Raw genomic sequence first — 24438 nt, 5'->3', positions numbered from 1 at the left:
CGTGGGCCGGGTGCCCCCACGCCCGCCGGTGACGCCGCCCGCGTCGAAAGCGCCGAATCCGGCCGCTGACCGGGTGTTCCGGGCGGCCGCGGAAGGGTCGGGTCTGCTGATCAGCATCCTGATCGCGGCCATCGGCGGATTCCTGCTGTGGCGGGCGATACCGGCGCTGCTGCACAACCGGGAGAACTTCTTCACCTACGACGGCAGCTGGGTGACCACCGACACCGCCGCCATGCATTTCGGTATCGCCGAGATGCTGCGGGTGACGGTGTGCGTGTCGGTGTTCGCGCTGCTGCTGGCGATGCCGGTGGCACTGGGCATCGCGATCTACCTCACCGAATACGCGCCGCGCCGGCTGGTGGGGCTGCTGTCCTACCTGGTCGACCTGCTGGCCGGCATCCCGTCGATCATCTACGGCGCCTGGGGCCTGTACGTGCTGGCGCCGCGGCTGCGGCCGATCGCCACCTGGCTGAACACGAACCTCGGCTGGCTGTTCCCGTTCAAGACCGGCAACGTGTCGGTGGCCGGTGGCGGCACCATCTTCACCGGCGGGATCGTGCTGGCGGTGATGATCCTGCCGATCATCACCGCCGTCACCCGCGAGGTGCTGGCCCAGACCCCGCGCGGTCAGGTGGAGGCGGCGCTCGCCCTGGGCGCCACCCGCTGGGAGGTGGTGAAGGTGGCGGTGCTGCCGTTCGGACGGTCCGGCTACATCAGTGCCGCGATGCTCGGGCTGGGCCGCGCGCTCGGCGAGACGGTCGCGCTGCTGATCATCCTGCGCGCCACCCAGAAGGCGTTCGGCTGGTCGCTGTTCGACGGCGGATCCACCTTCGCCACCAAGATCGCGGCCACCGCATCGGAGTTCAACGACCAGTACAAGGCCGGCGCCTATATCGCCGCCGGGCTGGTGCTGTTCGTGCTGACGCTGGTGGTCAACGCGCTGGCGCGGGTGGCGATCAACCGGGGGGCGGCGCGGCGATGAGCGTGCTGCTGGACCGGCCGGTGAAGGCCCGCACCTTCGGGGGCGTCAATCTGCGCCGCCGGATCGCCGACAACGTCGCGACGGTGCTGGTCACCGGGTCGATGCTGCTCGCGCTGATACCGCTGGCCTGGGTGCTGTACTCGGTGATCGACGACGGCATCTCCGCGGTGCTGTCGGCCTCCTGGTGGACGCATTCACAGGCCGGGATGACGGCGTTCGTCTCCGGCGGCGGGGCGTACCACGCGATCGTCGGCACCGTGCTGCAGGGCCTGGTCTGCGCGGCGATCTCGGTCCCGATCGGCATCCTCGTCGCGATCTACCTCGTCGAGTACGGCGCCGGCACCCGACTGGGCAAGCTGACCACGTTCATGGTGGACATCCTCACCGGGGTTCCCTCCATCGTTGCGGCACTGTTCATCTACGCGTTGTGGGTGGCGACGTTCGGTTTCCACCGGTCCGGGTTCGCGGTGTCGCTGGCGCTGGTGCTGATGATGACGCCGGTGATCGTGCGGGCCACCGAGGAGATGTTCCGGATCGTCCCGATGGATCTGCGGGAGGCCAGCTACGCGCTCGGGGCGCCGAAGTGGAAGACGATCACCCGCATCGTGATCCCGACCGCGCTGTCCGGGATCATCACCGGCATCATGCTGGCGCTGGCCCGGGTGATGGGGGAGACGGCGCCGCTGCTGGTCCTGGTCGGGTACTCGCAGGCGATGAACTTCAACATGTTCGACGGCTTCATGGGGTCGTTGACCGGGATGATGTACGACCAGACGTCGGCGGGTGCCGGTGTCAGTGCCGTTCCCACCGAACGACTCTGGGGTGCCGCATTCACGCTGATCCTGCTGATCGCGGTGCTTAACGTGCTGGCTAGGCTGGGAGCGCGGATGTTTGCTCCGAAGAAGGTTTAGCCCGCCGAACATCCCCGGTCACCCGGTGGTCGGTTACCGATTGAATCAGGAAGGCTGTTCGTGGCGAAACGGTTGGACCTCGTCGACGTCAACATCTACTACGGGAAGTTCCACGCGGTGGCCGGGGTGTCACTGTCGGTGGCGCCGCGCAGTGTCACCGCGCTGATCGGCCCGTCCGGCTGCGGTAAGTCCACGGTGCTGCGCACGCTGAACCGGATGCACGAGGTGATCCCCGGCGCCTGGGTGGAGGGGTCGGTGCTGCTGGACGGCGAGAACATCTACCACCCCGGGATCGACCCGGTGGGGGTGCGCAAGGCCGTCGGGATGGTGTTCCAGCGGCCGAATCCGTTCCCCACCATGTCGATTCGCGACAACGTGGTGGCCGGGCTGAAGCTGCAGGGGGTGCGCAACCGCAAGCTGCTCGACGAGGCCGCGGAGGCGTCGCTGCGCGGTGCGAACCTGTGGAACGAGGTCAAGGACCGGCTCGACAAGCCCGGCGGCGGGCTCTCCGGCGGTCAGCAGCAGCGGTTGTGCATCGCCCGGGCGATCGCCGTGCAACCCGACGTGCTGCTGATGGACGAGCCCTGCTCGGCGCTGGACCCGATCTCGACGATGGCGATCGAGGAGCTGATCTCCCAGCTCAAGCAGGATTACACGATCGTGATCGTCACCCACAACATGCAGCAGGCCGCGCGGGTGAGCAACCAGACCGCGTTCTTCAACCTGGAGGCCGTCGGCAAGCCGGGTCGGCTGGTGGAGATCGACGACACCGAGAAGATCTTCTCCAACCCGAGCCGCAAGGAGACCGAGGACTACATCTCCGGCAGGTTCGGCTGAGCCACCCCGCGCCGTCGATAGCCGGACCGCTGTCGGCGGTGTCGGCTACGGTGTGGGCATCATCGCCGCCGGGAGGAGTGTCGTGAAGACCAGCAGAGTCGGTGTGGTCGGGAGCCTGCTGGCGGCCGTCGCGCTGCTGATCGCCGGCTGCGGCGGCAGTTCCGGGTCCGCGGAGAACGCTGCGGCGGGGTCGGTGCAGTGCGGCGGCAAGAAGAAGCTGACCGCCAGCGGGTCGACCGCCCAGGCGCACGCGATCGAGCAGTTCGTCTACGCCTACATCCGGGCGTGCCCGGACTACACGCTGGACTACCGGGCCAACGGGTCCGGCAACGGGGTGTCGCAGTTCGCCAGCGGACACACCGAGCTCGCCGGCTCCGACTCGCCGCTGGACCCGTCAACCGGCGAACCGCAGCGGGTGGCGGCCCGCTGCGGCTCACCGGCGTGGCATCTGCCCACGGTTTTCGGACCGATCGCGGTCACCTACAACATCGGCGGCGTCCACGAACTCAACCTCGACGGTCCGACGCTGGCGAAGATTTTCAACGGCGGCATCACCACCTGGGACGATCCGGCGGTGAAGGCGCTGAACAAAAACGTTCAACTGCCGGCCGAGCCCATCCACGTACTGTTCCGCGCGGATGAGTCCGGGACCACCGACAATTTCCAGAAGTATCTCGACGCCGCCTCCAACGGTGCCTGGGGCCGGGGTATCGGCAAGGCGTTCACCGGTGGCGTGGGCAGCGGTGCCACCGGTAACGACGGCACCTCCACCCTGCTGCGCGGCACCGAGGGGGCGATCACCTACAACGAGTGGTCGTATGCGGTGGGGCGGCAGTTGAAGATGGCGCAGATCATCACGCCGGCGGGCCCGCGGGGCGTGAGCATCTCCACAGATTCGGTGGAGAAGACCATCGGCGGGGCCAAGTTCGTCGGGACGGGCAACGACCTGGTGGTGGACACGTCGTCGTTCTACAAACCGACCGAACCCGGTGCCTACCCGATCGTGCTGGTGACCTACGAGATCGTCTGCTCGAAGTACCCCAACCCGACCAACGGGCAGGCCGTGAAGGCGTTCATGCAGGCCGCGGTCGGCGCCGGCCAGCAGGATCTGGACCAGTACGGCTACATCCCGCTGCCGGATTCGTTCCGGTCCAAATTGCGGACGGCGATCGACGCGATCGGGTAAGTCGGCGAGCCGACTTACGGTGCTGAGACGTATTCGCTGCCGATTTGGGTAGCGCTCTGACCAGGAATGCAGCCATTCCTTAATGTTGGTCGGTAACCTCCAGTTAACTTACTGTTCAAGTGGACAGTTGGTGCGGTCTGCGGTACCGCAGGCTGGACTTGCCCGAAAGGAGCGGTGTGGACCGTAGTGAGCTGGACTTGCGGACAGGTAGCCAGTTCGGCCCGTACCGGCTGCTCCGGTTGCTGGGCAGCGGCGGGATGGGTGAGGTCTACGAGGCCGAGGACACCCGGAAACACCGTTCGATCGCGCTGAAGCTGATCAGCCCGGCGCTCACCGGCAATCCGACATTCCGGACCCGGATGCAGCGCGAGGCCGATGCGGCTGGTCAGCTCCGGGAACCGCATGTGGTGCCGATCCACGACTACGGCGAGATCGATGGGCGGATGTTCGTCGCCATGCAGTTGATCGACGGTGACGACCTGGCCAGTGTGCTGCGGCGGTCTGGCCCGCTGGAGCCGGCCCGGGCGGTGGCCATCATCGATCAGGTGGCTGCCGCGCTCGACGCCGCGCACAGCGTCGGGGTGATCCACCGCGACGTCAAGCCGGAGAACATCCTGATCACCCACCGCGATTTCGCCTACCTGGTGGACTTCGGGATCGCCCGCGCCGCCACCGATCCGGGGATCACCCAGACCGGCACCACGGTCGGCACCTACAACTACATGGCGCCGGAACGGTTCGGCTCCGACGAGGTCACCTACCGCTCCGACATCTACTCGCTGGCCTGCGTGCTCAACGAATGCCTCACCGGCACACCCCCCTATCCGGCCGACAGCGTCGAGCGGCTGATCGCCGGGCATCTGATGGGACCGCCGCCGCGGCCCAGTCAGGTGCGCCCGGGCGTCGTGCCGATCGCGCTGGATCAGGTGATCGCCCGGGGCATGGCGAAGAACCCGCGGGACCGCTACAGCAGCGCCGGCGACCTGGCGCACGCCGCGCAGGACGCGCTGGTGGTGGCCGAGCAGCACCTGGCCGCCGCCCGGTCGATCAGCGCCACCGGGATCGCGGTCGGCCCGGGGACCTATCAGCCGACCGACGGCCACACCGGGCCGGCGAGCGGACTCGGCGCGACCATGGTGCGGCCGACCGTCGCCGACACCCCACCCCGGCCGCAGCCGGTGCCCGCCGGTTCCGTGCCCCCGTCGTTCGCCCCGCCGGCAGCGCGGGAACGCCGCAGTTGGCTGCTGCCGGTGGCCGCAGCGCTGGTGGCGGTCGCCGTCGCGGGTTCGGTCGCCGGCTACGCGCTCACCCGCACCTCGAGTTCGTCGGCGGCGGCCGCGGCGAGTGGGCAGAGCGTCCTGCCGCTGGACGGTCTGAGCTTCAGGCTCTCCCCGGGCGGCCTGGCGTTGGACGGGACCGACAATCTCTACATCACCAACCAGAGCATGTACGGCCGGGTGCTGAAGCTGGCGCCGGGTTCCGGTGCCCCGGAGGTGCTGCCGTTCACCGGCCTGTACGAACCGCAGGGGGTGGCCGTCGGCAACGACGGTTCGGTGTACGTCACCGACTTCAACAACCGGGTGGTGAAGTTGGCCGCGGACTCGCAGGAGCAGACCGAGTTGCCGTTCACCGGGCTCAGCTACCCGGAGGGGCTGACGGTCGACGCGCAGGGTGCGGTCTACGTCGCCGACCGGGGCAACAACCGGGTGCTCAAGCTGCCGGCCGGGGCCGACGCGGCCGTGGTGCTGCCGTTCACCGGGCTGCACAACCCGGACGACGTGGCTGTCGACAGCGCCGGCAACGTCTACGTCACCGACACCGACAACGATCGGGTGGTGCGCCTGAGCGCCGGGTCGAACGCCCAGACCGACCTGCCGTTCACCGGGCTGTCCTCACCGTGGGGCGTCAGCGTCGACCGCGCCGACAACGTCTACGTCACCAACCACGAGAACCACAAGGTGCTCAAGCTGGCGGCCGGGACCAACAGCCAGACCCTGCTGCCGTTCACCGGCCTGAACACCCCGCTGCAGGTGGTGGCCGGTGCCGATGGGGCGCTGTTCGTGGCCGACCGCGGCAACAACCGGGTGGTGAAACTGGCCGCCGGCTGACCCGGCGGCCGGCCGGTCAGCGCTGCTGGGGCGACAAGATCCGGGTGGCGACCGCGGCCAGCACCGCGCTGAGCGCGACCAGGATGATCAGGGTCAGCGCCGCACCCCACACCCGGGTGTGGCCCGCAGCTTCCGGGTTGGACAGCTCGGAGTAGATCAGCAGCGGCAGCGAGGCCATGTTGTGGTGCAGGATGTCGTAGTTGATCGAACGGCTGTAGCCGACCAGCACCAGCACCGGGGCGGTCTCCCCGATGATCCGGGCCAGCGCCAGGAACGTTCCCGAGAGGATCCCCGACAGGGCGGTGGGAATGACGATCCGCAGAATCGTCTTCCACTTCGGCACCCCGAGGGCGTAACCGGCCTCCCGCAGCTCGTCCGGGACCAGCCGCAACATCTCCTCGGTGGAGCGCACCACGATCGGCAGCATCAGCAGCACCAGTGCCAGCGAGACCGCGAACGCGCTCTGCTGGAACCCCAGCGTGACGATCCACAGGCTGAAGACGAACAGCGAGGCGACGATCGACGGCACCCCGGCCAGCACGTCGACCATGAACGTGGTGAGGCGAGCCCACCGCCCGGAACCGTATTCGACCAGATACACCGCGGTCATCAGGCCCAGCGGCACCGCCAGCACGGCGGCCGTCCCGGCCTGCGCCAGCGAGCCGTACAGCGCGTGGTACACCCCGCCGGCCAGTTCCTCGGGCAGCACGCCGCGCAGCGAGTGCGTCCACCAGTCCAGGTGGACGATCGCCCGCCAGCCCCGCACCGCCACCACGCACAGCACCCAGACCAGCGGCACCGTGGCGATGCCGAAGGAGGTCAGGAACACCCCGGTGGCGACGGTGTCCTTGATCCGGCGCCGGCGGCTGATGTGGCTTTTGGCCTTGGTCTTGGCCGGAGCTTCAAGCGTGGTGATGTTCACCCGTTGACCTTCCCGCCGGCCACCGCGCGGGCGGCTGCGTTGACGACGAACGTCAAGACGAACAGTGCGAAACCGGCGGCGATGTAGGCGCCGGTCGGCAGCGGCGCACTGAATTCGTTGGCCGCCGACGCGATCTTGGACGCGAACGTGTACCCGCCGTCGAACAGCGACCAGTGCCCCGGGTGTGGCGCCGCCCGCAGGATGATCAGCATCGCGATCGTCTCACCGAGTGCGCGGCCCAACCCCAGCATCGATGCGGCGATCACGCCGCTGCGACCGTAGGGCAGGACCGCCATCCGCACCACCTCCCACCGGGTCGCCCCCAGTGCCTGGGCGGCCTCGATGTGCGCGGCCGGGGTCTGACGGAACACCTCCCGGGACACCGAGGTGATGATCGGCAGGATCATCACCGCCAGCACGATCCCGCCCGTGAAGATCGTGCCCCCGCCGACCAGGGAGACGTTGCCCTTGGCGAACAGGAACACCGAACCCAGGTGGGTGCGCAGGAACCGGGCAACCGGAACCAGCATCGGCGCCAGGACGAAAATCCCCCACAGCCCGAAGACGATCGACGGGACCGCTGCCAGCAGGTCCACCATGACGCCGAACGCCCGGGCCAGTCGCCGCGGCGCGTACCGGGTGAGGAACACCGCGATGCTGACCGAGATCGGGACGGCCAGCGACAGGGCGAACAGCGAACTGAGGACGGTGACCATCAGCAGGTCCCGGATGCCGAACGCCAGACCGCCGGCGCCACCGGTGCTGAACGTGGCACTGGTGAAGAAGTTCGCGGTGTTGGCCTGCAGCGACGGGACGGCGCGGACCAACAGGAAGACCGCGATCAGGGCGATGGTGACGACGACCGTCGAACCGGCCGCCACCGCCATCGCCCGGAACACCCGTTCGCCCGCCGAGGTGTTGCCCTCGGCGAGGCGTGTCGCGGCTGGCCGCGCGTCGGGGCCGTCAGGCATGCCGAACGCCGCACCGCGTCAACGGTGACCGGTGGTGCGGTGTCACGCGATGGCGTCGACTGCGGTCGACAGGCGGGTCATGAAAGCCTCCGGGATCGGCACGTACCCGTTGTCGGCCAGACCGGCCTGGCCGGGGCCGATGGTCGACTTCAGGAACATCCGCACCGCCTTGCCGACCTCGGCGTCCGGGTACTTCGAGCAGACCACCTCGTAGGTGGCGAGCACGATCGGGTACGCGCCGGCCTCGCTGGGCTTGTAGAAGGACGCGGTGTTGAGCACCAGGTCGTTGCCCTGGCCGTCGATCGTGGCGCCGGCGATCGTCTTGCCCACCGACTCGGTGCTGATCGCGACCGGGTCCGGACCGGCCGACGTGACGATCTGGGCGGTGTGCAGGTTCTTGGCCTGCGCGAATGCCCACTCGTTGTAGGTGATCGCGCCGTCGGTGCTGGCGATCGCCCCGGCGGTTCCGTCGTTGCCCTTGGCGCCCTCGCCGACGCCGCCGTTGAACGTCTTGCCGGCGCCCTTGCCCCACGCGCCGTCGGAGGCGCCGTCGAGGTACTGCTGGAAGTTGTCGGTGGTGCCGGATTCGTCGCTGCGGAACACCACGTGGATCGGCTGGGCGGGCAGCGTGGCAGCCGCGTTGAGCGCCTTGATCGCCGGGTCATCCCAGCTGGTGATGGCGCCGTTGAAGATCTTGGCGGCCGTCGGCCCGTCCAGGACCAGCGTGTCGACCCCGGCCAGGTTGTAGGTGATCGCGATCGGACCGAACACCACCGGCAGGTTCCATGCCGGGGAACCGCAGCGCTGCTGCGCCTGGGTGTACTCGTCGGCCTTGAGCGGCACGTCGGAGCCGGCGAAATCCGTCTGGCCGCCGATGAACTCCCGAATCCCGGCGCCGGAGCCGTTGGCGGTGTAGTTCACGGTCTGGTCGGCGCACTCGCCGATGAACGCCTTGACGAACCGGGCCATCGCGTTCTGCTGGGCCGTCGATCCGCTGGCCTTCAGCGTCTCGGCGCCGCCGCAGTTGACGCTCGCCGACGATCCGGCCGACGACCCCTCGGACGTGGTGTTCTTGTCGCTGCCGCAGCCGGACAGCACCAGCGCGCCGGTAGCCAGAATGCCAAGTGCCGCACCATAACCGTTCAGTTTCACGTGAGTCCCTTCAGGAGACAATTCGACGAGGGCGGCGTCAGCCACCGGATCCGGTCCGTCCGGGCCGTGATCGTCCAACCGTGGTAGCCCGGATCGTTTCACAGTAACAGTCCGCAGGTCTCAAATATGGGCCGGAATCGTGGACCGCCGGTGGATCCCGGGTTGCGACGCCGCACGGCTTCGCCGCCGAACCTCGTCGCGGGAGTTCAGCTTCGGGGGCAGTCGCCGGCTCCGTATTCTTGCCCGAGTGGCAGAACCATCGGTGGCGCAGCTGCGCGGGCTGCTCGACGGGCTGACCCTGCGTGACGCCGCCCGGCTCGGGCGACGGTTGAAGAACCTGCGCGGCGCACCCCCGGAGAAGCTGCGTCAGCTGTCCGAGCAGTTCACCGCGGCCGAAGCGCTGGTGGCGGTACGTCGGGCCGCGGTGCCCGCCATCAGCTACCCGGACCTGCCGGTCAGCGAACGGCGCGACGACCTGGCCGCGGCGATCACCGCCAACCAGGTGGTGGTGGTCGCCGGTGAGACCGGCTCGGGCAAGACCACCCAGCTGCCGAAGATCTGCCTGGACCTCGGCCGGGGCGTCCGCGGCATGATCGGGCACACCCAGCCGCGCCGGCTGGCGGCGCGCACCGTCGCGCAGCGCATCGCCGACGAACTCGCCTCGCCGCTCGGTGACGTGGTCGGCTACTCGGTCCGGTTCACCGATCACGTCAGTGACCGCAGCCTGATCAAACTGATGACCGACGGCATCCTGCTCGCCGAGATCCAGCGGGACCGCCGGCTGCTGGCCTACGACACGCTCATCCTCGACGAGGCGCACGAACGCAGCCTCAACATCGACTTCCTGCTCGGCTATCTGCGGGAACTGCTGCCGCGCCGGCCGGACCTGAAGGTGATCGTCACCTCGGCGACCATCGAACCGCAGCGCTTCGCCGCGCACTTCGATGGAGCCCCGATCGTCGAAGTCTCGGGCCGCACCTACCCGGTCGAGATTCGTTACCGCCCACTGGAAGTGCCGATCGTCACCGGTGGCGACGACGATCCCGACGACCCGGACCAGGAGATCATCCGCACCCAGGCCCGCGACGAGATCGAGGCGATCGTCGACGCGGTCGGCGAACTGGCGTCCGAGCCGCCCGGGGATGTGCTGGTGTTCCTGTCCGGGGAACGCGAGATCCGCGACACCGCGGAGGCATTGGCCGGGACGCCGAACACGGAGGTGCTGCCGCTGTACGCCCGGCTGCCCACCGCCGAGCAGCAGAAGGTGTTCGCGCCGCGCCCCGCCAGCCGGCTGACGCGGCGAATCGTGCTGGCCACCAACGTCGCCGAGACGTCGCTGACGGTGCCGGGAATCCGCTACGTCATCGACCCCGGCAACGCCCGCATCTCGCGCTACAGTCGCCGGCTCAAAGTGCAGCGGCTGCCGATCGAACCGATCTCGCAGGCCTCGGCCGCCCAGCGGTCCGGCCGGTGCGGCCGAACCGCGCCCGGCATCTGCATCCGGCTCTACGCCGAGGATGATTTCGCCGCCCGTCCGCGCTACACCGACCCGGAGATCCTGCGCACCAATCTGGCGGCGGTGCTGCTGTCGATGGCGGCACTGGAAATCGGTGCGGTGGAAGACTTCCCGTTCCTGGATCCGCCCGACAGTCGCAGCATCCGCGACGGGGTGGCGCTGCTCACCGAACTCGGCGCCTTCGACACGCACGGGGTGATCACCGGCCTGGGTCGCCGGTTGGCCCGGCTGCCGGTCGATCCCCGGCTGGGTCGGATGATCCTGGCCGCGGACACGGAGGGCTGCGTGGCCGAGGTCCTGGTGCTGGCTGCCGCGCTGAGCATCCCCGACCCGCGGGAGCGGCCCGCCGACCGCGAGGATGCGGCGCGTCAGCAGCATGCGCGTTTCACCGACGAGCATTCCGACTTCATCGCCTACCTCAACCTGTGGCGGTATCTGTCCGGGCAGCGGAAGGCCCTGACCGGCAACGCCTTCCGTCGGATGTGCCGCGACGAGTTCCTGCACTACCTGCGGATTCGGGAGTGGCAGGACCTGGTCGGCCAGTTGCGCAGCATCGCCAAGGATCTGGGCATCCGGGAGTCGAACGAGCCGGCCGTCCCCGACCGGGTGCACGCCGCGCTGCTGGCCGGGCTGCTCTCCCACGTCGGGATGCGCCACGTCGACGGCCGCGACTACCAGGGGGCGCGCAACTCCCGGTTCGTGCTGGCGCCGGGATCCGCACTGGCCAAGAAGCCGCCGCGCTGGGTGGTGGTGGCCGAACTGGTCGAGACCAGCCGGCTGTTCGGGCGGACCGCCGCGCGGATCACCCCCGAGGCGGTGGAACGGGCCGCCGGTGACCTGGTGCAGCGCACCCACAGCGAACCGCACTGGGACGCCGAACGCGGCGAGGTGCTGGCCTACGAGCGGGTGACGCTGTACGGGCTGCCGCTGATCGCCCGCCGCCGCGTCGGCTACGCCGCCGTGGATCCGCAGGCGGCCCGGGAGATGTTCATCCGGCACGCCCTAGTCGATGGCGAATGGCGGACCCGGCATCACTTCTTCGCCGACAACGCCGCGCTGCGCAGCGAACTCGAAGAACTCGAGGAGCGCGCCCGCCGCCGGGACCTGCTCGTCGACGACGACGCGGTGTACGCCTTCTACGACGCCCGCATCCCGGCCGAGGCGGTCTCCGCGCGGCACTTCGACAGCTGGTGGCGCAAGCAGCGGCAGAAAACCCCGGCACTGTTGACGCTGACCCGCGACGACCTGCTGCGCACCGATGACGACGCCGACGCCGGCCGGCCGGACAGCTGGACGTCCGGCGACGTCGCGCTGCCGCTGAGCTACCGGTTCGACCCGAGCGCCGCCGACGACGGCGTCACCGTGCACGTGCCGATCGACGTGCTGGCCCGCCTCGGCGGCGACGCATTCGCCTGGCAGGTGCCGGCGCTGCGGGAGGAACTGGTCACCGCGCTGATCCGCTCGCTGCCGAAAGACCTGCGGCGCAACTTCGTTCCGGCGCCGGACACCGCCCGCGCGGTGCTGGCCGTCATCGACCCCGACGCCGGATCCCTGCTGGCGGCGCTGCGGAGCGAACTGCACCGGCGCACCGGTGTCGCCGTACCGGCCGACGCGTTCGACCTGACCAAGCTGCCGGCGCACCTGCGGGTGACGTTCGCCGTGGAGGGCGCCGACGGCGCCGAGGTGGCCCGTGGCAAAGACCTTGCGGCACTGCAGGAGGAGCTGGCGGGGCCGGCCCGCGACGCCGTCGCCGGGGCGGTTGCCGGGGAACTGGAGCGCACCGGCCTGCGGGACTGGCCGGTGGACCTCGCGGCGCTGCCGCCCACCGTCGAGACCGCGGTCGCCGGCCGGGCGGTGCGCGGCTTCCCGGCGTTCGTCGACACCGGTGCCGCCGCTGATCTGCGGGTATTCGCGACCGCCGCCGAGCAGCAGGCCGTCATGGGCCGCGGGCTGCGACGGTTGCTGCGCTGCAGCGTCGCGTCACCGGTCAAACAGATTGAGCGACAGCTGGATCAGCGGATGCGGCTTACGCTCAAGGCGAACCCGGACGGCACCCTGGCGGCGCTGCTCGGCGACTGCGCCGACGCGGCCATCGAGGCGCTGGCCCCGGCCCCGGTGTGGACACGCGACGAGTTCGGCGCGCTGCGGGATCGGGTGGCGAAAGCCCTGATCCCCACCACGCTGGACATCGTGACCGGCGTGGACCGGGTGCTGGCGGCCGCCCGTGAGGTGCAACTGCTGCTACCGGCCCAGCCGGCGGCCGTGCACGCCGACGCGATCGCCGACGTCCGGGCCCAGCTGAACCGGCTGCTGGCGCCCGGATTCGTCACCGTCACCGGCCGCGCGCACCTGGGCGACCTCACCCGCTACCTGACCGCGATCCGCCGCCGGCTCGATCAGCTGCCGCGCGCCGCCGCGGCCGACCGGGAGCGGATGGCCCGAGTGCACGCCGTGCAGGCCGCCTACGACGAAACGGTGGAAACGCTGCCGGTCACCCGCCGGTCGGGTGCCGACGTCCGCGACGTCGGCCGGCAGATCGAGGAACTGCGGGTGAGCCTGTGGGCGCAGCAACTCGGCACGCCGCGCCCGGTCAGCGAGCAGCGGATCTACCGGGCGCTCGACGAGTTGTAGCGAGCTACTCCGGTGGGGGCAGGGTGTTCTCGTCGGGGAACTTGCCGGTGGCCTGGAAGATCACCCGGCGGGCCACCTCGACGGCGTGGTCGGCGAACCGCTCGTAGAACCGGCCGAGCAGGGTCACGTCGACGGCCGCCGCCACCCCGTGCCGCCACTCCTTGTCCATCATCACCGAGAACAGGTGCCGGTGCAGGTCGTCCATCGCATCGTCTTCTTCGCGGATGCGGGCGGCCTTCTCCGGGTCCCGGGAGAGCAGCACCTCCTGCGCGCTGCTGCCCAATTCGACTGCCACCCGGCCCATTTCGGCGAAGTAGCCGTTGACCTCCTCGGGCAGCGCGTGCTGCGGGTGCCGACGACGGGCGATCTTGGCGACGTGCAGGGCCAGCGCGCCCATCCGGTCGATGTCGGCGACCATCTGAATGGAGCTGACGATGGCCCGCAGATCCCCGGCGACCGGCGCCTGCAGTGCCAGCAGCACGAAGGCGCTCTCCTCGGCGCGGCCGCTCATCGCGGCGATCTTCTCGTGGTCGGTGATCACCTGTTCGGCCAGCACCAGGTCGGCCTGCAGCAGCGCCTGGGTGGCGCGTTCCATGGCGATGCCGGCCAGGCCGCACATCTGCCCGAGCTGCTCGGCCAGCCCCGAGAGCTGTTCCTGGTAAGCGGTCCGCATGCCCTCAAGACTAGCTTGACTGACAATTAGCGGACTTCCGGCACGAAAACGTCAGCCGCTGTTTACTCGCAGGTGGTGTCGGCGGCGTTGGTGACGGTCAGGTCCTCGGGCAGCTCGGTCGGCTGGACGCTGACGCCGCGGTTGAGCTGCACGCTGACCTCGGAGCCGCTCAGCTTCGCCTTGCCGACGGTCCGGAAGTCCGGTCCGAGCACCACCCGGACGGTGCTGCCCATCCCGCCGACGCGCTCGATCGGCGGGTGGTTGGGCAGCGCCGCGGCCACGGTGGCGGCCGCCTGCTCGTTACCGGGCGAGAACAGCACCGTGGTGGCCTTCGCCGTGCCGCTGTAGTCGTCGGCGCCGGTGACGTTGAAACCCGCCTGCTCGAACGCGTCGGCGGCACTGGCGGCCAGGCCGGACTGGTCGGTGCCGTTGGAGACCCGCACGGTGACGTCCGCCGGTGCGGTCGTCACCGCCTTGATCTGCTCGCTGTGCACCGGTGCCTCGGTGGTGCGCGTGCCCGAAGCCGTAGTCGCGGTGGCCGACGTCGACGGCGACGTGGTCGCGGTCGACGACTTCGGGGTGGCCGCGCTGGTCGGGGCCGTGCTGGTCGGCGCCGACGTGGTGTTGTGGTCGTTCTCGCCGGGCAGCGGGTCGTCGTTGATGATGGCGTCGAACAGGGCCCGCACGTCGTCCATGCGCGGCACCTCGTCGCCGTTCTCGTCGGTCTCGCTGGTCGGCACCGTCACGAACGTGATGTGGCCGGCGGCGAGGTTCTGCAGCGACTGCCCGAGGCCGACCAGGTCCTTGGTGGTGACGCCGTCCACGTAGGTGTCGCCGATGAACATGTTGACCACGCTGTTGAGCTTGGTCGGCGACATGAACGTGTCCTTGGAGATCAGTGACCGCAGCAGGGAGGACAGGAACAACTGCTGCCGTTTGATGCGCCCGTAGTCGCCGTTGGTCTCGGTGTAGACGTTGCGGGCCCGGACGTAGTTCAACGCGGTCGTGCCGTTGACGGTCTGGCGGCCGGCGTTCTCCAGCACGGTGCCCAACTCGTCGTCGTACAGCGGGTTGCGGGAGCAGACCTCGACCCCGCCGAGGGCGTCGACCATCTTGCCGAAACCGACGAAGTCGACGGCCATGAACTTGTTGATCGCCAGCCCGGAGAGCTTCTGAATCTCCTTGACCAGGCATTTCGGCCCGCCGAAGGCATACGTCGAGTTGAGCTTGGTGTTGGTGGTGGCCGTCTCGTCGCCGTAGCTGCCGGTGTTCGAGTCGTAGATCGCGCCGTAGGCGCCGGTCTCCGGATTCCAGACCGTGCATTCCAGCGGGGTGATCGCGAGGTCGCGGGGGAACGACACCACCACGACGCGTTTACGGTTCGCCGGGATGTTGACCAGCATGATCGTGTCCGACCGTGCGCCCTCGACGTCGGAGGCGTCGCCCGCGCCGATGTCGCTGTTGCCGCCGATGCGACTGTCGGCCCCGACGATCAGGAAGTTCACGTCACCGACCTGACCGCCCGGGTCGACGATGTCGTGCGAGTTGAGGTCCAGGGCGCTGACGTGGTTGAGGTTCTTGTTCTTCGTGCTGCTCCACTGCCAGGCGCCGCCGGTCAGCACCAGCGCACAGATGGCGATCAGCGCGGCCAGTGCCCGGCCCGCCAGCAGCATCCGGTGGTGGGTTCGGTGCGCGGCCCGAGCCGGGGCCGCGTGCTCGTCGTGCTCGTCGGCGTCGTCGAGGTCGGGGAAGTCGTCGAAGTCGTTTAGGTCGCCGTGCGGCAGTGGGTCGATCCGGACCGGCGGGATGTCGAGCGCCACACTGGGCAGCACCGTGGTGGTCTCGGATTCGTCCCAGTCGGACTCGGCCTCGGGATGCGCGTGGTGGATCCGGTCGAGGTCCGGCATCTCGGAGGGGTAGGCCAGATCCGCGACGTCGAATGCGTCGGCCGAGTCCGGGAGGCCGTCGAAGTCGAGGTCCGGCCAGTGGTCGGGCTGCTCGATGGCCGGCGCTTCTTCGATGTCCGGGACGGCGATGTCCGGGACGATGCTGTCCGGGGCGGCGACATCCGGATCGATGCTGTCCGGGGCGGCGCGACGACGGCCTGGCGTTTCGACGGTCGTGTCACCGCCGACCCGCGCGATCAGGTCGGCGACCGAGATGGCGCCGTCGCCGCCGTTGCGGCGCCGGGACGAGCCGGCCCGCCGCCGCCCGCCGGAGGCCGCGGCCGCGGCCGGGGTCTGCCAGCGCTCCCAGGGCGCCGCGCCGGGTGGTGACATCGTCATCAGCTGATGGTTGCCGTCGTCCTGGTCGGTTTCCGCCCAGCGACCAGGAGCGGCGCTATCGCCGTCACTCATGTCCTGAGGGCCTCCGATGTCTCCGTGGCTGGCGTCGTGCCGGTACTGCCTGGCGCACCCCCCGTGCGCCCCGTGCCAGTCCGGTCGGCCGTCAACTGCCGCCGGAGTATCTCCACGCGTCCCGCCGGGCCGCGCTACAAGTCACTCATCGTACTGAGATTTCGGCCGACACGCGATGTCGTAATCGTCTCAGTTCGGCTACCCGGGGGCATAATGTCGGTTTTCGGCTGCGCCGCGCCCCGGATCCCGGGCCGCCGCCCCGATCAGAGAAAGCGTCCCCACCTGCTGTTATGCCGCCCGTGCGGGTCGGCTCACCGGCGCTGCGCCGCTCGAACCAGGCCGCCGCCGATGATCAGCCGCTGAATCTCGCTGGTGCCCTCGTAGAGCCGCAGCAACCGGACGTCACGGTAGATCCGCTCCACCGGAACGCCGCGCATGTACCCGGTTCCGCCGTGGATCTGCACGGCGAGGTCGGCGACGCGGCCGGCCATCTCGGTGCAGAAGAGCTTCGTCGCGGACGGTGCGATCCGCCGGTCTTCGCCGCTGACCCACCGCCGGGCGGTGTCGCGCACCAGTGCCCGCCCGGCCAGCACCCCGGTCTGCTGATCGGCGATCATCGCCTGTACCAGCTGAAAGTCGCCGATCGGCGTCCCGCCCTGGGTCGCCGTGGCCGCATACGCCACGGACTCGTCGAGGGCGCGCTGTGCGGCGCCCACCGCCAGCGCCGCGATGTGCACCCGGCCGCGGGCCAGCGAGGTCAGCGCCGCGGAGTAGCCGAGGTCCTCGGCGCCGCCGACCAGTGCGGTGTCGGGCACCCGCACGTCGGTGAAGACGACGTCGGCGGTCCAGGCGCCCTCCTGGCCCATTTTGGCGTCTTTCGCCCCCACCTCGACGCCGGCGGCGTCCGCGGGGACCAAGAACACCGCGATACCGGCGCCCTGCGCGTCGGCGGGCCGGGTGCGGGCGAACACCACGAACAGGTCGGCGACCGTCGCGTTGGTGATGAACCGCTTCGCACCGGAGATCAGCCAGTCCGTCCCGTCCCGGACGGCTTTGGTGGTCAGCCCGGCCGGGTTGGACCCGGCGCCCGGTTCGGTGAGCGCGAACGACGCGACGACGTCGCCGGCGGCCATCGGGCCCAGCCAACGGGATTTCTGCTCGTCGGTGCCGAACCCGACCAGGACCTGACCGGCGATCCCGTTGTTGGTGCCGAACATCGAGCGCAGCGCCAGCGAGGTGTAGCCGAACTCCAACGCCAACTCGACGTCCTGGATCAGGTCGAGGCCGAGGCCGCCCCACTGCTGGGGGATGGCGTAGCCGAACAGTCCCATCGCCTTGGCCTGCTCGCGGAGGTCGTCGGGGACCCGGTCACCGTCGAGGATCTCCTGTTCGCGCGGGACGACGGCGGTGCGCAGGAAGCGGCGGGTCTGGGCCAGGATCTCCGCGAAATCGTCGTCGCTGACTTCACTCATCCGCCTGCGAACCCTCCTGATCGATTTACGGCAGGATCATATATGAAATATGATGCATGGCTAGCGGGCGGACGAGAGGCGGAACTGCGATGGGACTGTTGACCGATCGGACGGCGGTCATCACCGGCGGAGCGCAGGGACTGGGCTACGCGATCGCGCAGCGCTTCGTCGCCGAGGGCGCGCGGGTGGTGCTCGGTGACGTGAACCTGGACGCCACCCGGGTGGCGGCCGAACGGCTCGGCGGCGCCGACGTCGCCGCCGCGGTGTCCTGCGACGTCACCCGCAGCGCGGAGGTCGAGGCCCTGGTGGCCACCGCCGTGCAGCGCTTCGGCAGCCTGGACGTGATGGTGAACAACGCCGGGATCACCCGCGACGCCACCATGCGCAAGATGACCGAGGAGCAGTTCGACCAGGTGATCGCCGTGCACCTGAAGGGCACCTGGAACGGGCTGCGCGCGGCGTCGGCGATCATGCGGGAGAACAAGCGCGGTGCGATCGTCAACATGGGGTCGATCTCCGGCAAGGTCGGCATGATCGGCCAGACCAACTACTCGGCGGCCAAGGCGGGCATCGTCGGGATGACCAAGGCCGCCAGCAAGGAACTGGCGTACCTCGGCGTCCGGGTGAACGCGATCCAGCCGGGCCTGATCCGCTCGGCGATGACCGAGGCGATGCCGCAGCGCATCTGGGATTCCAAGGTGGCCGAGGTGCCGATGGGCCGGGCCGGCGAACCCGACGAGGTGGCCGGCGTCGCCCTCTTCCTGGCCAGCGACCTGTCGTCGTACATGACCGGCACCGTGCTCGACGTGACCGGCGGCCGGCACCTGTGACCGAGGCGGTGATCTGCGAACCGGTCCGCACCCCGATCGGTCGGTACGGCGGGATGTTCGCCGCGCTGACCGCCGTCGATCTCGGCGTCGCGGCGCTGACCGGCCTGCTGGAGCGCACCGGGATTCCCGCCGACGAGGTGGACGACGTCGTGCTGGGGCACTGCTATCCGAGCAGTGAGGCCCCGGCGATCGGGCGGGTCGTCGCGCTGGATTCCGGTCTGCCGGTGCGGGTTCCGGGTATGCAGGTCGACCGCCGCTGCGGCTCCGGTCTGCAGGCGGTGATCCAGGCCTGCCTGCAGGTCCGCTCCGGCGACAGTGAACTGGTGATCGCCGGCGGCACGGAGAGCATGAGCAACGTCGTCTTCTACTCCACCGACATGCGCTGGGGCGGTTCCCGCGGCGGCGTGCGGGTGCACGACGGTCTGACTCGTGGCCGTACCACCGCCGGCGGGCGGCACCACCCGGTCCCCGGCGGCATGCTGGAGACCGCGGAGAACCTGCGCCGCGAGTACGGCATCTCCCGGGAGGCGCAGGACGAACTCGCGGTCGCCTCGCACCGGCGGGCGGTGGCCGCCCAGCGCAGCGGCGTGTTCGCCGAGGAGATCATCGGTGTGACGGTGCGGACCCGACACGGCGCGGAACTCATCGACACCGATGAGCATCCGCGTGCCGACGCCACGCTGGAATCGCTCGGCAGGCTCAAACCCGTTCTGTCGTCCGATGATCCGGATGCGACGGTGACCGCGGGGAACTCCAGCGGCCAGAACGACGCCGCGTCGATGTGCGTGGTGACCACGCGGGAGAAGGCCGAGCGGCTGGGGCTGACCCCGCTGGTGCGGTTGGTCTCCTGGGGTGTCGCCGGGGTGCCGCCGGAGGTCATGGGGATCGGCCCGGTGCCGGCCACCGAGGTCGCGCTGACCAAAGCCGGGCTGCGCCTGGCCGACCTGGACCTGATCGAGTTGAACGAGGCGTTCGCCGCGCAGGCGCTCGCGGTGCTGGCGGAGTGGGGATTCACCGCCGCCGACCGGGAACGCATCAACGTGCACGGGTCGGGGATCTCCCTGGGACACCCGGTCGGCGCCACCGGCGGCCGGATGCTCGCCACCCTGGCCCGGGAGCTGACCCGGCGTCACGCCCGCTACGGGCTGGAAACCATGTGCATCGGCGGCGGTCAGGGGCTGGCCGCGGTATTCGAGAGGATCGACTCGTGACGCGACTGGCGCAGACGTTGGGGCTCAACGAGTTCCAGACCGAGATCATCGCCACGGTGCGGCGCTTCGTCGACCGGGAAGTCATCCCGGCGGCGGCAGAACTGGAACGCACCGACACCTACCCGCAGGCCCTCGTCGACACGATGCGTGAGATGGGCCTGTTCGGTCTGATGATCCCGGAATCCCATGGCGGACTGGGGGAATCACTGCTCACCTACGCGCTCTGCGTGGAGGAACTGGCCCGCGGCTGGATGAGCGTCTCCGGTGTGCTCAACACCCACTTCATCGTCGCGTACATGCTGCGCCAGCACGGCACCGAGGAGCAGAAGCAGCGCTACCTGCCGCGGATGGCCACCGGGGAGACCCGGGGCGCGTTCTCGATGTCCGAGCCGGAACTCGGCTCCGATGTCGCCGCGATCCGCACCCGCGGCACCCGCACCCCGGACGGCGGCTACACCGTTCACGGTCAGAAGATGTGGCTCACCAACGGCGGCAGTTCCACCCTGGTCGCGGCGCTGGTGCGCACCGACGAGGGCGCCGAGAAGCCCCACCGGAACCTGACCGCGTTCCTGATCGAGAAGCCCGTCGGTTTCGGGGAGGTCAAACCCGGCCTGACCATCACCGGCAAGATCGACAAGCTCGGCTACAAGGGCATCGACACCACCGAGATGATCTTCGACGGCTACGCCGCCGGCGCCGACGACGTCCTCGGCGGCGTCCCGGGGCAGGGTTTCTTCCAGATGATGGACGGCATCGAGGTCGGCCGGGTCAACGTCTCGGCGCGCGCCTGCGGGGTGGGGCTGCGGGCATTCGAACTCGCGGTGCGCTACGCCCAGCAGCGCGAGACGTTCGGCAAGCCGATCGCCGAACACCAGGCGATCGCATTCCAACTGGCCGAGATGGCCACCAAAGTCGAAGCGGCGCACCTGATGATGGTCAACGCCGCCCGGCTGAAGGACTCCGGCGAGCGCAACGATGTCGCCGCCGGTATGGCGAAATACCTGGCCAGCGAGTACTGCAACGAGGTCACCCAGCAGAGTTTCCGGATCCACGGCGGTTACGGCTACTCCAAGGAGTACGAGATCGAACGCCTGATGCGTGACGCGCCTTTCCTGCTGATCGGCGAGGGCACCAGTGAGATCCAGAAGCAGATCATCAGCAAGCGCCTGCTGGCCGACTACCGGATCTGATCCCGGTGAGCGCCCCCGATTTCCCCGCACGATCCCAGCTCTCCGAGGAGGTCGCCCGGTTCGTCCGCAAGCGGATCTTCGACGGCAGCTACCCGGCCGGGCAGTACGTCCGGCTGGATCAGCTGGCCGCCGAGTTGGGCGTCAGTGTGACCCCGGTGCGCGAGGCGCTGTTCGGACTGCGGGCCGAGGGCCTGCTCGACCAGCAGCCGCACCGCGGCTTCGTGGTGCTGCCGCTGACCGGCCGGGACATCGTCGACGTCGCCGACGTGCAGGCGCACATCGGCGGGGAACTCGCAGCCCGCGCCGCCGCCCGCATGGACGACGACGCGGTGCGCGCGATCGAGGCCATCCAGGACCAGTTGGAGGCCGCCTACGCCGCCGCCGACGAGGAGCGCGCCGTGCGGCTCAACCACGAGTTCCACCGGGCGATCAACGTCGCCGCCGGTTCACCCAAACTCGCCCAGCTGATGTCCCAGATCACCCGGTACGCACCGGAATCGGTGTTCCCGATCGTCGCCGGTTACCCGGCCGAGTCGATCCGGCACCACCGCCGGGTGCTGGCCGCACTGGCCGGGCGTGACGAAGACCGGGCGCGCAGCGCGATGGCCGAGCACCTCGCCTCCGGCGCGGCACCGCTGATCGACCACCTGATCGAGCATGGGGTGCTCGACGGGCGGGACCAAGACTGAGGGGGGCCGCTCAGCCGCCGGAGTGCATGACGTCGGCCCCGGCCGGCACCGCGCAGTCATCCGGATCGGCCAGCCAGCCGTCGGGCAGCGAAACCTTGCCGGGCGACCCCTGCCGGCCCCGCGGGCCGGTGGCGGCGTCCGGGAACGGCACCGCGGGGTCCAGCCGGGCCAGCAGCGCGTCGAGGTCGTCGAGGGTGCAGACCAGCGCCAGTTCGCGGCGCAGATCCGAGCCGGCCGGAAAACCGTGCAGATACCAGGCGATGTGCTTGCGCATCTCGCGCATGCCCTTGTCCTCGCCGAAGTGGGCGGCCAGCAACTCGCCGTGCCGGCGGATGATCTGCGCGACCTCACCGAGGTTCGGGGGAGTGGGCGTCGGACGGCCGGTGAACGCCGCCGACAGTTCGGCGAACAGCCACGGCCGGCCCAGGCAGCCGCGACCGATCACCACACCGTCGCAGCCGGTGGCCGCCATCATCGCCTGCGCGTCGGCGGCCTCGAAGATGTCACCGTTGCCGAGCACGGGAATGCTGCGGACGTGCTGTTTGAGTGCGGCGATCTGCTCCCAGTCGGCGGTGCCGGAGTAGCGCTGCGCCGCGGTGCGGGCGTGCAGGGCAACCGCTGCGGCGCCTTCACTTTCGGCGATCCGGCCGGCGTCCAGGTGGGTGTGGTGGGCGTCGTCGATGCCGATGCGGAACTTCACCGTCACCGGGATGTCAGTGCCGGCCACGCCGCGCACCGCGGCGGCAACGATGTTGCCGAACAACCGGCGCTTGTACGGCAGCGCCGAACCGCCGCCGAGGCGGGTCACCTTCGGCACCGGACAGCCGAAGTTCATGTCGATGTGGTCGGCCAGACCCTCGTCGGCGATCATCTTCGCCGCCGCGTAGGTGGTGTCCGGGTCGACGGTGTACAGCTGCAGCGAGCGCGGCGACTCGTCCGGGCCGAACGTCGTCATGTGCAACGTGGCCTCGTTGCGCTCGACCAGGGCGCGGGCGGTGATCATCTCGCAGACGTACAGCCCGCTGACGGTGCCGATCCGGGACCGCTCCAACTCCCGGCAGAGGGTGCGGAACGCGACGTTGGTGACACCGGCCATCGGGGCGAGCACGACCGGGCTGGCGAGCTCGATCGACCCGATCTTCAGCGGCTGCTCGACGGTGGTCAGGACGCTGATGGTTCGAGCACCTTCTTCGCGGCCTTCTTCTCGGCCACCTTGGCCTCGCGCTCCAGCCGGCGCTGCTTGGCGGTCTCGAACTTCTCGCAGGTCTCTTCCAGCCCCTCGACGATCTTGCCGATCAGATCCTGGTAGCGGGCGGCCTCGCCGGTGAAGTCGGTCCGCTCGAGGATCCGCCACTTCTTCAGCACCGGCATCACCACGTCGTCGAGGTGGATCCGCGGGTCGTAGACGCCGCCGACCGCGATGATGACGGCCTTGCGCCGGAACTCCGGGACCACGTAGCCGGGCATCTGGAAGTTGTCCAGCACCCGGTGCAACGAGTTCATCGCCTCCTGCGGGGCGATGTTGAAGCCGTGCTCGGCGACGTCGCGGTAGAAGATCATGTGCAGGTTCTCGTCATGCGAGATCCGCGCGAGCAGCTGGTCGGCGACGCTCTCGTTGCACGCCTTGCCGGTGTTGCGGTGCGAGATCCGGGTGGCCAGCTCCTGGAACGTCACGTAAATGACGGAGTCCAAAGGACTTTCGGCGAACAGATCGCCGGAGATCTGCTGATTCTGGCCGGGGCTGAAACCGCGGTTGACGGTCTCCATCCGCAGCGTCTCCAGCTCGATCGGGTCGACGTTGCGGGTGACGACGAGGTAGTCGCGCAGCGCGATGCCGTGCCGGTTCTCCTCGGCGGTCCACCGGTTGATCCAGGTGCCCCAGGCCGAGTCCATCGAGTAGTTCATCGCGATCTCGCGGTGGTACGACGGCAGGTTGTCCTCGGTGAGCAGGTTCTGGATCATCGCGACCCGTGCCACCTCGGAGAGCTGCGCCTGCTCGGGGTCCCAGTCCTGGCCGCCGAGCGCGTAGTAGTTCTTGCCCTCGGCCCACGGAATGTAGTCGTGCGGGTTCCAGTCCTTGGTCATCGAGAAGTGTCGGTTGATGGCCTTCTCGACCACCGGCTCGAACTCTCGCAGCAGCTGAAGGTCGCTCAGCTTCGGCGCCATGGGCACTCCCGGGTTATCTGTGTCCGCTAGTTGCAGGAAATATATCTGTGTACGTCGGTATCAGCAAGTTTTTCGCGGGCGTGCCGCGTCACATATCCGGGTGAGCCGTGCGCCACCGGCGGTAGACGCCGAGTGCGGCGTCACGTCGGTCGTAGCGCATCGGTAACCGCCTGTCCGCCCAGTCCTTGGCGAATTCCGGGTAGAAGGTGTCCAACTCGAAGTACTTGCGGTCGTCCCGGTAGTACGGGCGGTAGTCATCGCGGGTGGTCAGGAACACGACCTCGTCGGGTGAGCAGTAGTAGAGCGCCGCCAGGCACATCGGACACGGGTGGGCCAGCACGTAGATGGTGGCGCCAGTGAGGTGCTCGCTCCCGATCTTCGTGCAGGCGTCGCGGATCGCGAGGATCTCGGCGTGCGCCGTCGGGTCATGGGTTTGGGCCACCTGATTGGCGGCTTCGGCGAGGATGGTGCCGTCGCGCACGATGACGGTGGCGAAGGGCCGGCCGCCCTCGGCGACATTGCGGTTGGCCAGGTCGATGGTGTGCTGTGCGAAGTCCACGCCGATCCACGGTAGCCAATGGGCACGCCGAGGCTGTGATAGTCAGTAGCTGATCTATGTTTCGGCTGGATGAGA

19 protein-coding genes are annotated in these 24438 nt (G+C 69.4%); 10 read left to right on the top strand and 9 right to left on the bottom strand.

Annotated elements, in window-relative coordinates; all coding sequences use genetic code 11:
* Positions 1–10 precede the first annotated feature (10 nt).
* From pstC (KIH27_RS02370) to KIH27_RS02350, 5 genes are all read left to right on the top strand, one after another.
* Positions 11–982, top strand: a complete 972-nt coding sequence (pstC, locus tag KIH27_RS02370; RefSeq protein WP_307856763.1) for a phosphate ABC transporter permease subunit PstC — start codon at positions 11–13, stop codon at positions 980–982.
* Positions 979–1893 carry a phosphate ABC transporter permease PstA gene (gene pstA / locus KIH27_RS02365; protein ID WP_214091310.1) on the top strand — a complete coding sequence of 305 codons (915 nt, stop codon included), beginning with the start codon at positions 979–981 and terminating at the stop codon, positions 1891–1893. Before pstC (KIH27_RS02370) ends, pstA (KIH27_RS02365) begins: the two co-directional genes overlap by 4 nt.
* A gap of 60 nt (positions 1894–1953) precedes the next feature.
* Complete coding sequence (gene pstB, locus KIH27_RS02360; RefSeq protein WP_214091309.1) at positions 1954–2730, top strand: phosphate ABC transporter ATP-binding protein PstB; 777 nt, start codon at positions 1954–1956, stop codon at positions 2728–2730.
* Positions 2731–2812: 82 nt separating this feature from the next.
* Positions 2813–3916, top strand: a complete 1104-nt coding sequence (gene pstS / locus KIH27_RS02355) for a phosphate ABC transporter substrate-binding protein PstS (protein ID WP_214091308.1) — start codon at positions 2813–2815, stop codon at positions 3914–3916.
* 176 nt (positions 3917–4092) lie between these two features.
* Positions 4093–6024 (top strand): serine/threonine-protein kinase PknD, encoded by a 1932-nt coding sequence (locus KIH27_RS02350; protein WP_214091307.1) that lies wholly within the window; start codon positions 4093–4095, stop codon positions 6022–6024.
* A 16-nt stretch (positions 6025–6040) separates the two neighbouring features.
* Here KIH27_RS02350 and pstA (KIH27_RS02345) read toward each other — a convergent pair whose 3' ends face one another.
* Genes pstA (KIH27_RS02345) through pstS (KIH27_RS02335) form a run of 3 tightly spaced genes read right to left on the bottom strand, consistent with a single transcriptional unit; the run spans position 6041 to position 9069 of the window.
* The gene (gene pstA / locus KIH27_RS02345; protein WP_214091306.1) at positions 6041–6946 is read right to left on the bottom strand and encodes a phosphate ABC transporter permease PstA; all 906 of its coding nucleotides are present in this window, start codon (positions 6944–6946) and stop codon (positions 6041–6043) included.
* Positions 6943–7917: a phosphate ABC transporter permease subunit PstC gene (gene pstC / locus KIH27_RS02340; protein WP_214091305.1), complete on the bottom strand. Its 975-nt coding sequence runs from the start codon at positions 7915–7917 to the stop codon at positions 6943–6945. Before pstC (KIH27_RS02340) ends, pstA (KIH27_RS02345) begins: the two co-directional genes overlap by 4 nt.
* Positions 7918–7959: 42 nt before the next feature.
* On the bottom strand, positions 7960–9069 hold the full coding sequence (gene pstS / locus KIH27_RS02335) for a phosphate ABC transporter substrate-binding protein PstS (protein WP_214091304.1): 1110 nt from the start codon (positions 9067–9069) through the stop codon (positions 7960–7962).
* Positions 9070–9316: 247 nt separating this feature from the next.
* On the opposite strand from pstS (KIH27_RS02335), the gene hrpA reads away from it, so the two are divergent.
* Positions 9317–13216 (top strand): ATP-dependent RNA helicase HrpA, encoded by a 3900-nt coding sequence (gene hrpA / locus KIH27_RS02330; protein ID WP_214091303.1) that lies wholly within the window; start codon positions 9317–9319, stop codon positions 13214–13216.
* Positions 13217–13220: 4 nt separating this feature from the next.
* Here the strand turns inward: hrpA and phoU are convergent, their stop codons facing one another.
* From phoU to KIH27_RS02315, 3 genes are all read right to left on the bottom strand, one after another.
* Positions 13221–13889: a phosphate signaling complex protein PhoU gene (gene phoU, locus KIH27_RS02325; RefSeq protein ID WP_214091302.1), complete on the bottom strand. Its 669-nt coding sequence runs from the start codon at positions 13887–13889 to the stop codon at positions 13221–13223.
* A 62-nt stretch (positions 13890–13951) separates the two neighbouring features.
* Entirely contained in the window at positions 13952–16246 is a 2295-nt protein-coding gene (locus KIH27_RS02320; protein WP_214091301.1) for an LCP family protein, read from the bottom strand.
* Between the two features lie 311 nt (positions 16247–16557).
* A complete protein-coding gene (locus KIH27_RS02315) occupies positions 16558–17718 on the bottom strand; it encodes an acyl-CoA dehydrogenase family protein (protein WP_214091300.1) in 1161 nt (386 codons plus the stop codon).
* An 89-nt stretch (positions 17719–17807) separates the two neighbouring features.
* On the opposite strand from KIH27_RS02315, the gene fabG reads away from it, so the two are divergent.
* Genes fabG through KIH27_RS02295 form a run of 4 tightly spaced genes read left to right on the top strand, consistent with a single transcriptional unit; the run spans position 17808 to position 21638 of the window.
* Entirely contained in the window at positions 17808–18548 is a 741-nt protein-coding gene (fabG, locus tag KIH27_RS02310; RefSeq protein WP_214091299.1) for a 3-oxoacyl-ACP reductase FabG, read from the top strand.
* A complete protein-coding gene (locus KIH27_RS02305) occupies positions 18545–19759 on the top strand; it encodes an acetyl-CoA C-acetyltransferase (protein WP_214091298.1) in 1215 nt (404 codons plus the stop codon). The genes fabG and KIH27_RS02305 overlap by 4 nt, the downstream gene beginning before the upstream one ends.
* The gene (locus tag KIH27_RS02300) at positions 19756–20949 is read left to right on the top strand and encodes an acyl-CoA dehydrogenase family protein (protein ID WP_214091297.1); all 1194 of its coding nucleotides are present in this window, start codon (positions 19756–19758) and stop codon (positions 20947–20949) included. The genes KIH27_RS02305 and KIH27_RS02300 overlap by 4 nt, the downstream gene beginning before the upstream one ends.
* A 5-nt stretch (positions 20950–20954) precedes the next feature.
* The gene (locus KIH27_RS02295) at positions 20955–21638 is read left to right on the top strand and encodes a GntR family transcriptional regulator (RefSeq protein ID WP_214091296.1); all 684 of its coding nucleotides are present in this window, start codon (positions 20955–20957) and stop codon (positions 21636–21638) included.
* A 10-nt stretch (positions 21639–21648) separates the two neighbouring features.
* Here KIH27_RS02295 and dusB read toward each other — a convergent pair whose 3' ends face one another.
* The 3 genes from dusB to KIH27_RS02280 form a co-directional block, all read right to left on the bottom strand.
* Entirely contained in the window at positions 21649–22782 is a 1134-nt protein-coding gene (gene dusB / locus KIH27_RS02290; protein ID WP_214091461.1) for a tRNA dihydrouridine synthase DusB, read from the bottom strand.
* A 17-nt stretch (positions 22783–22799) separates the two neighbouring features.
* Positions 22800–23804, bottom strand: a complete 1005-nt coding sequence (locus KIH27_RS02285) for an acyl-ACP desaturase (protein WP_214091295.1) — start codon at positions 23802–23804, stop codon at positions 22800–22802.
* Positions 23805–23892: 88 nt separating this feature from the next.
* On the bottom strand, positions 23893–24363 hold the full coding sequence (locus KIH27_RS02280) for a nucleoside deaminase (protein ID WP_214091294.1): 471 nt from the start codon (positions 24361–24363) through the stop codon (positions 23893–23895).
* Positions 24364–24438: the final 75 nt, after the last annotated feature.

Source organism: Mycolicibacter acidiphilus (assembly GCF_018455725.1).
GTDB lineage: Bacteria > Actinomycetota > Actinomycetes > Mycobacteriales > Mycobacteriaceae > Mycobacterium > Mycobacterium acidiphilum.
The sequence above is the reverse complement of the archived record's forward strand: the minus strand, read 5'-3'. Positions and strand labels throughout refer to the sequence as shown.

Excerpts from the sequence above, each read along its gene's own strand:
- phoU (WP_214091302.1), bottom strand. The coding sequence starts at position 13,889 with ATGCGGACCGCTTACCAGGAACAGCTCTCGGGGCTGGCCGAGCAGCTC.
- pstA (WP_214091310.1), top strand. The coding sequence starts at position 979 with ATGAGCGTGCTGCTGGACCGGCCGGTGAAGGCCCGCACCTTCGGGGGC.
- fabG (WP_214091299.1), top strand. The coding sequence starts at position 17,808 with ATGGGACTGTTGACCGATCGGACGGCGGTCATCACCGGCGGAGCGCAG.
- KIH27_RS02320 (WP_214091301.1), bottom strand. The coding sequence starts at position 16,246 with ATGAGTGACGGCGATAGCGCCGCTCCTGGTCGCTGGGCGGAAACCGAC.
- KIH27_RS02285 (WP_214091295.1), bottom strand. The coding sequence starts at position 23,804 with ATGGCGCCGAAGCTGAGCGACCTTCAGCTGCTGCGAGAGTTCGAGCCG.
- pstC (WP_214091305.1), bottom strand. The coding sequence starts at position 7,917 with ATGCCTGACGGCCCCGACGCGCGGCCAGCCGCGACACGCCTCGCCGAG.
- KIH27_RS02315 (WP_214091300.1), bottom strand. The coding sequence starts at position 17,718 with ATGAGTGAAGTCAGCGACGACGATTTCGCGGAGATCCTGGCCCAGACC.